3 protein-coding genes and 3 pseudogenes are annotated in these 5,171 nt (G+C 46.8%); 4 read left to right on the top strand and 2 right to left on the bottom strand.

Features of this window, described 5'->3' with window-relative positions; all coding sequences use genetic code 11:
* Nucleotides 1-354 precede the first annotated feature (354 nt).
* Complete coding sequence (locus BG74_RS12500) at nt 355-498, top strand: hypothetical protein (RefSeq protein ID WP_187202525.1); 144 nt, start codon at nt 355-357, stop codon at nt 496-498.
* Between the two features lie 298 nt (nt 499-796).
* Here BG74_RS12500 and BG74_RS16070 read toward each other — a convergent pair whose 3' ends face one another.
* The gene (locus BG74_RS16070; protein ID WP_244267179.1) at nt 797-949 is read right to left on the bottom strand and encodes a hypothetical protein; all 153 of its coding nucleotides are present in this window, start codon (nt 947-949) and stop codon (nt 797-799) included.
* 107 nt (nt 950-1,056) lie between these two features.
* Entirely contained in the window at nt 1,057-1,527 is a 471-nt protein-coding gene (locus BG74_RS12505; RefSeq protein ID WP_187202526.1) for a hypothetical protein, read from the bottom strand.
* Nucleotides 1,528-2,527: 1,000 nt separating this feature from the next.
* Between BG74_RS12505 and BG74_RS12510 the strand changes: the two are divergent.
* From BG74_RS12510 to BG74_RS16080, 3 pseudogenes are all read left to right on the top strand, one after another.
* Nucleotides 2,528-2,985: pseudogene (locus BG74_RS12510) on the top strand (YqiA/YcfP family alpha/beta fold hydrolase); the annotation flags it as partial.
* Between the two features lie 49 nt (nt 2,986-3,034).
* Nucleotides 3,035-4,093, top strand: a pseudogene (locus tag BG74_RS16075) (NAD(P)/FAD-dependent oxidoreductase); the annotation flags it as partial.
* 583 nt (nt 4,094-4,676) lie between these two features.
* Nucleotides 4,677-5,127 (top strand): annotated as a pseudogene (locus BG74_RS16080) (glycine zipper 2TM domain-containing protein).
* The last annotated feature ends 44 nt before the right edge of the window (nt 5,128-5,171 follow it).

Genomic DNA, 5,171 nt, shown 5'->3' on the forward strand with positions numbered 1-5,171 from the left:
CTGGTTGTTCTGGTGGTAGGCTACCACACACACCAATGAATGTGCATGGCTGGCAACTGGCGCTGAGGAGTACCGCCACGCTGGTAGTCCTTCCTGTTTAAGCTGCACCAGCGTCAGCGCAGTGGCTATACGCTGAACCTGCAAGCGTGCTATGCATGTTACTGGCAAACAAGCGATTCTGAGCAACGTTCACTAGCCTTTCTGAGTCTACACAGGCGGTTTTTTCGTCGGCGTCCACCGACGGTCATACGCCAGGCACTGTTGCATATACGGGCACTATTATATATAGATGTACATCAAGGCAATGTGCTGCTTCACAGCAGGCGGATTCGCTTACGTTTATCGACTGAGAATATGCCAGCAACGGGGGATGTCGTGCTGGAGCTGGTGGCGCTATTTTACGGCAATGTCCTGCAGGATCGCGGGCATTTGTGCTGGCCGATTATGTGCGGCTTATGCCGGACCTGGCGAGCGATCGTTTACTCCGGTGACGCTTGACTTCTCTGGGTTAACTATCTAATGCTACTGTGATATGAAACCCGTTGGCACTAAATCGGCAACCGAGATTTTATCGCCCTGGTGGGTACCACTGCGCCACTATTTTAATTTTATCTGGCTATAACGTCTCTTTATGTAGGCAGGCCATAGGCAGAAACCTGTTTTGGCGCTTCCTCCACAAAGACGCACTAATTAACGCTCTGCAAGCTGCCACGCAGATTATCGACATATCGACAGTGACATGTTGTCAGTGAGGTTTGGGGGGATTCACGGCAGGTCACGCCTGCGCATCCCAGCGTTAGTATTCTCCGGCGCTCAGGCATGGTACTGGGATAAGCAGCGTTAATAAAATCCCAGCTCTGAGTGACACTAGCAGCAGGCTCGAAACCGGTGAAAACGTATAGCCATACAGGACATTTTCCAGCAATAGCACGATCACTGAGAAAATCAAAAACACCGTAGTGGACGCCTGGAAATCGCTAGATTTTTTTGTAGAGTAAGTAGCACAAAATACCGAATACGTCGTCTACTATGCCTAAATACAGGGTTTACCTCTACCTAATCTGGCGGAAAATCATTCCAGCGGAGGTGTTTATACAGCCAGCCGACGGTGGTCAATGCAACCCATTCCACGCAGTAAGGTAGTGCATTGTAAGTCAGCATCGTCATGCAACAACTGCGCTTCTTGCAAAGGGTATACATAATTGCATACATAATCAGGGCCACGACCAAGGCCAGGATACTCTGCCACTGACGGCGGTTGCTTTCTCTCGCTTCGCTTATCGGCGCTACGGCCAATGATGCGATCGCTAGCAGTAATCTTAGAAGTTGCAGCCTGCAGGTTTTTCCTTTTAACAGCAGCAGTGAGGCGCAAGACACTACAACAAGTATGTTGGTGAAAATCATCGGCGGTAGCCCCGAGCTGACGGTTTGTTCACCGTAACTCATTAATGAAAAAGGAATGACGAAATAAAATAGCGCGACCACAACATTGGAAATGAAGCTGCCTACAGGGAAAAGTAATGACACACTGGTTAGTCAAGCCTTAACAATAAGCAGCGGTGATGCGACAATAAAACGCATGACTGTCGCAAACACGGGCGGAATAGTATCAACTACGATTCTCATGGCAAGCCAGGTGTTGCCCTAAGTTAAACAGACAAGAATAAATAGTAGTGATATCGTGATCATTAATATAAAACCCTCCTTATCTAAAAAATAATTATACCCAGAAGGCGGGAGAAAAATATTACCTAGCGGACCAGGTATTAAGTCATTGAAGGGTAAAATATTCTCTACGTTGAATACAACGATGCCGGGATTTAAAGACAATATATTATTGTGTTTACGACGATATCATATTACATCAGGTATATGAAACTGGCGCAGATAATGCCTATAACGTCTATTGCTTGCGGGGAAAAGGTTATTGTAGGAAAGGTTAGGAGATATTATTGGTACAAATTAGCTTCGTGTAAAGTGTCACGCGGCGTTTGATGTTCATCTCTATTATGATGGTAAATATCATATGTATTATTATATTTTCTAGTCATTTTTAATGCAGGGTAAATTTAACACTACAGAGAACATTATCGTTACCCCTATTTCTTCATTCTCGACCTTGTTATTATAGCTGGATTAATGTTGTTTACAGAGTAAACACTTACACCGTCCGTTTTGTGATGTAAAAAATTAGTGGTGCTACCCATTTCCTTTATCGCGCTAAATTACCAGCCTGCGGTCTGAAAACGGCTACTATCCCATCAGTGTGTCACCGGCGCCGAACTCAGTAAAGGCCTATGGTTTATCAGTCGCTAGGTCGATCTAGATCTGCCGTTACTGCCGCTGGCGTCAGTAACGGCTTGTCGCGGGTCGATGCCTGGTCAAATAAGATCCGTCGTCACTTCACTGGCCGGCGAAGACGGACGACAAAATCTGTCATCGATCAATGTTGCCGAGAGGAGGGAGTTGTAATCTTAAACACGCGATCTCCGCTCTGCAACGTTGAACCCAATAGAATTGAAAAATAATGATTATTTATTTGCACGGTTTTGATGCCACGAGTCCTGGAAATCACGAAAAGATCCTTCAGTTGTAGTTCATCGATCCCGATGTGCGACTCATCAGTTACAGTATCTGCCTCCCCCGCCACGATATGCAGAATTTTCTCAAGGAAGTGGACAAATACAGTAATTGACCGATGACGACCGGCCGCTTATCTGCGGCTTGCGTTAGCTTGGGCAGATCGGTTTTTTATGTAACATGCGACAGGTAATCCCTGACCTCAATCTTTTTCCCGAAGAAGAATATGCCGGGTAAAATTAATATGCTAGAGGAATATGTAGATATCGAAACCAAATGCGTGGAGAACTTTCGCGAAAAAATCACGATCGCTGTCTGATGCTATTGTCGCGTCCACTGGATGATACTCTGGATGCCAATCACAGCGCCTCAATGCTTTCTCCTTTCTATGAAATCATTTGGGATTAAAAGGAACATAATAAACTTAAAAAATATTTTATATAGCCATTTATAGAAACAACTGCTGCATAAGGTAGCCACTTACTCGCTCCATGAAGGCGTGGGGATACCCTCAGCTACCTAGCCCATGCCCGCAATCATGCTTTCTAATTCCAGCCCGGTAGCATGATCGACATAGATCGCGAGCACAAACAGGTCCTGCTGGATAAAGTCCGCAATGAGCAAGGGGAGCTCTTGGTGCCCGTCAGCCGCCTGAACTATGACATTCTGGTGATAGTGCTTGGCAAGTACGTCGAACAACGACCTTAGTACCGCCAGCATTAAACCGCCAGCGTTAAAGAACACTATATCTTCCTTGATAATCCGCATCAGGCGCAGCATTTCTATAACGAAGATGCTAAATCTGTTTCTTAAATTTTCCGCGCAGGGCGAACCTGGAAGGGAAAGTGAATATCGTTGGCGGCGACACGACCGGCGTCGAATTATCATATTATATACATAATACTATTCAAAATTTGCATAGTTATGGTTTAAAATAGCTGGATAATCAGGCGTTAAATGTCACCCTGATCGAGGTGAGAGAGTGTATTTTGCTGCCACGGAGATCTCCGCTGACGTGCATAAGGAATTGACCAAGCTGCGCGTGAGTGTCCTTGACCAAGACCATGGTCACCATCGCCGATGTGGGCAGGCTAAATACCAAGGATGGCGAACATATCCGAGCATAACTCATGATCTTGGCCGCCGGCATCAAAGCACCGGACTTTATGAAGGCGTTAGCCGGTTTGGAAACTAACCGTATCAATCAACTAGTGGTTGAGTCACGCTATAAAACACGCGCGATCCGCATATTTTTTATCGGCTACTGTGCGCCGTGTGCTATGCATGCCCACCGGCGGCGTAGTGTCCCCGCACACAGGCCTCCCATCAAATTGGCTCGCGCGCCCATGGTAATATTTTAGCGCTACTGAGCGGGCATGCACTCAAGCATATACCTGGCTAGCTGGTATAATTATCGCACTTTAGCACTGTCATCAGTCTGATGAGCAACCTGATGCGCTGCTCGATGATGATAGAAAAGCGCACTGCTATCCTCGCGTTTTACATTTCACTATCCCATGCTAAATAGCGCTGCATAGTCAAAATCGGCCTTAACATCCTAGTGGGAAGGACCGTCCGCATCTCAAACTGCACTAATCTCAGCAGGAAGCCTCTTACGGTGGCCGTCCCATCGGCCCGGCCGCAGGGGATCCCTGGCTGTGTTTCTTTAACAACTGTGCAAGCCGCAAGCGCGTTTTTTCTGATTCCCTGTATGCAATCCTGCACGAATAGCGTGGCAACAAATCCGCCTCTTTTAGCCGGGGCGTCCCGTAACGCTAAAAGTCGTGCCGTGCTATAACTATGCCGTCGCCGTCTATCGGCTACAGAGCTGCTGTGTGTCTGCCCATTGGTAGCATATGAGATAGCGCATTTTTGCTTTTGATGATTAATAATTCTCAAAAATTATATAATATACTGACATAGAATACTTTTCTATCTTAATCTTATTGCCGATTAGTTTTCTTTTGGCAGACTTTGAGCTATCCTGGCAGCGGAGCTCCACGGCCAGGATTACGCCCGCAATCAACAAAAGGAAGCGAGGGATATGCATCTATTCACCGTTAGTGGATACGTGATGATTGTTAGGAAGTTCTCCCGTGAATAAATCATTAATTGGGAGGCGTCAGCATCGGTATTGCCACTGCGTCGAGTGTCGCGACGGTCGCTGGGATAGATGTGTTCTCCTCCAGTTTGAAATACGCCCAGGTTGTCACGACATCGCTCATCAACAAAAAGATTAAGACACCACGTCAGGAGTATCGAATAATCACCGGTGACCCATCGCCATCCAGTACAGGACGAGAATAAAATCGCCGGCTCGGTATTAGGCACCGTCGCTGGCGGCGGTATATGCGGGCAACCAGGTGCAGGGCAATCCGCAGGATAGGGATACCTACACTACAAACTTTCAGCGTTGCCAGACGATCTATAATAAATAGCAAAAACTGCTGGGCTATTATGTCACTTATAAAATTGGCAATCATCACGGCAAGATCCTTTGTGGACCACGATCCTGGCACGAAAATCCAGCTGGATCGCAACGGCTAGCTGGTGCTGAATGACCAGTCATAAAGTGGGAGGCGCTCAGTTCT

The organism is Sodalis-like endosymbiont of Proechinophthirus fluctus (assembly GCF_001602625.1).
Classification (GTDB): Bacteria; Pseudomonadota; Gammaproteobacteria; order Enterobacterales; family Enterobacteriaceae.

Excerpts from the sequence above, each read along its gene's own strand:
- BG74_RS12500 (WP_187202525.1), top strand. The coding sequence starts at position 355 with ATGCCAGCAACGGGGGATGTCGTGCTGGAGCTGGTGGCGCTATTTTAC.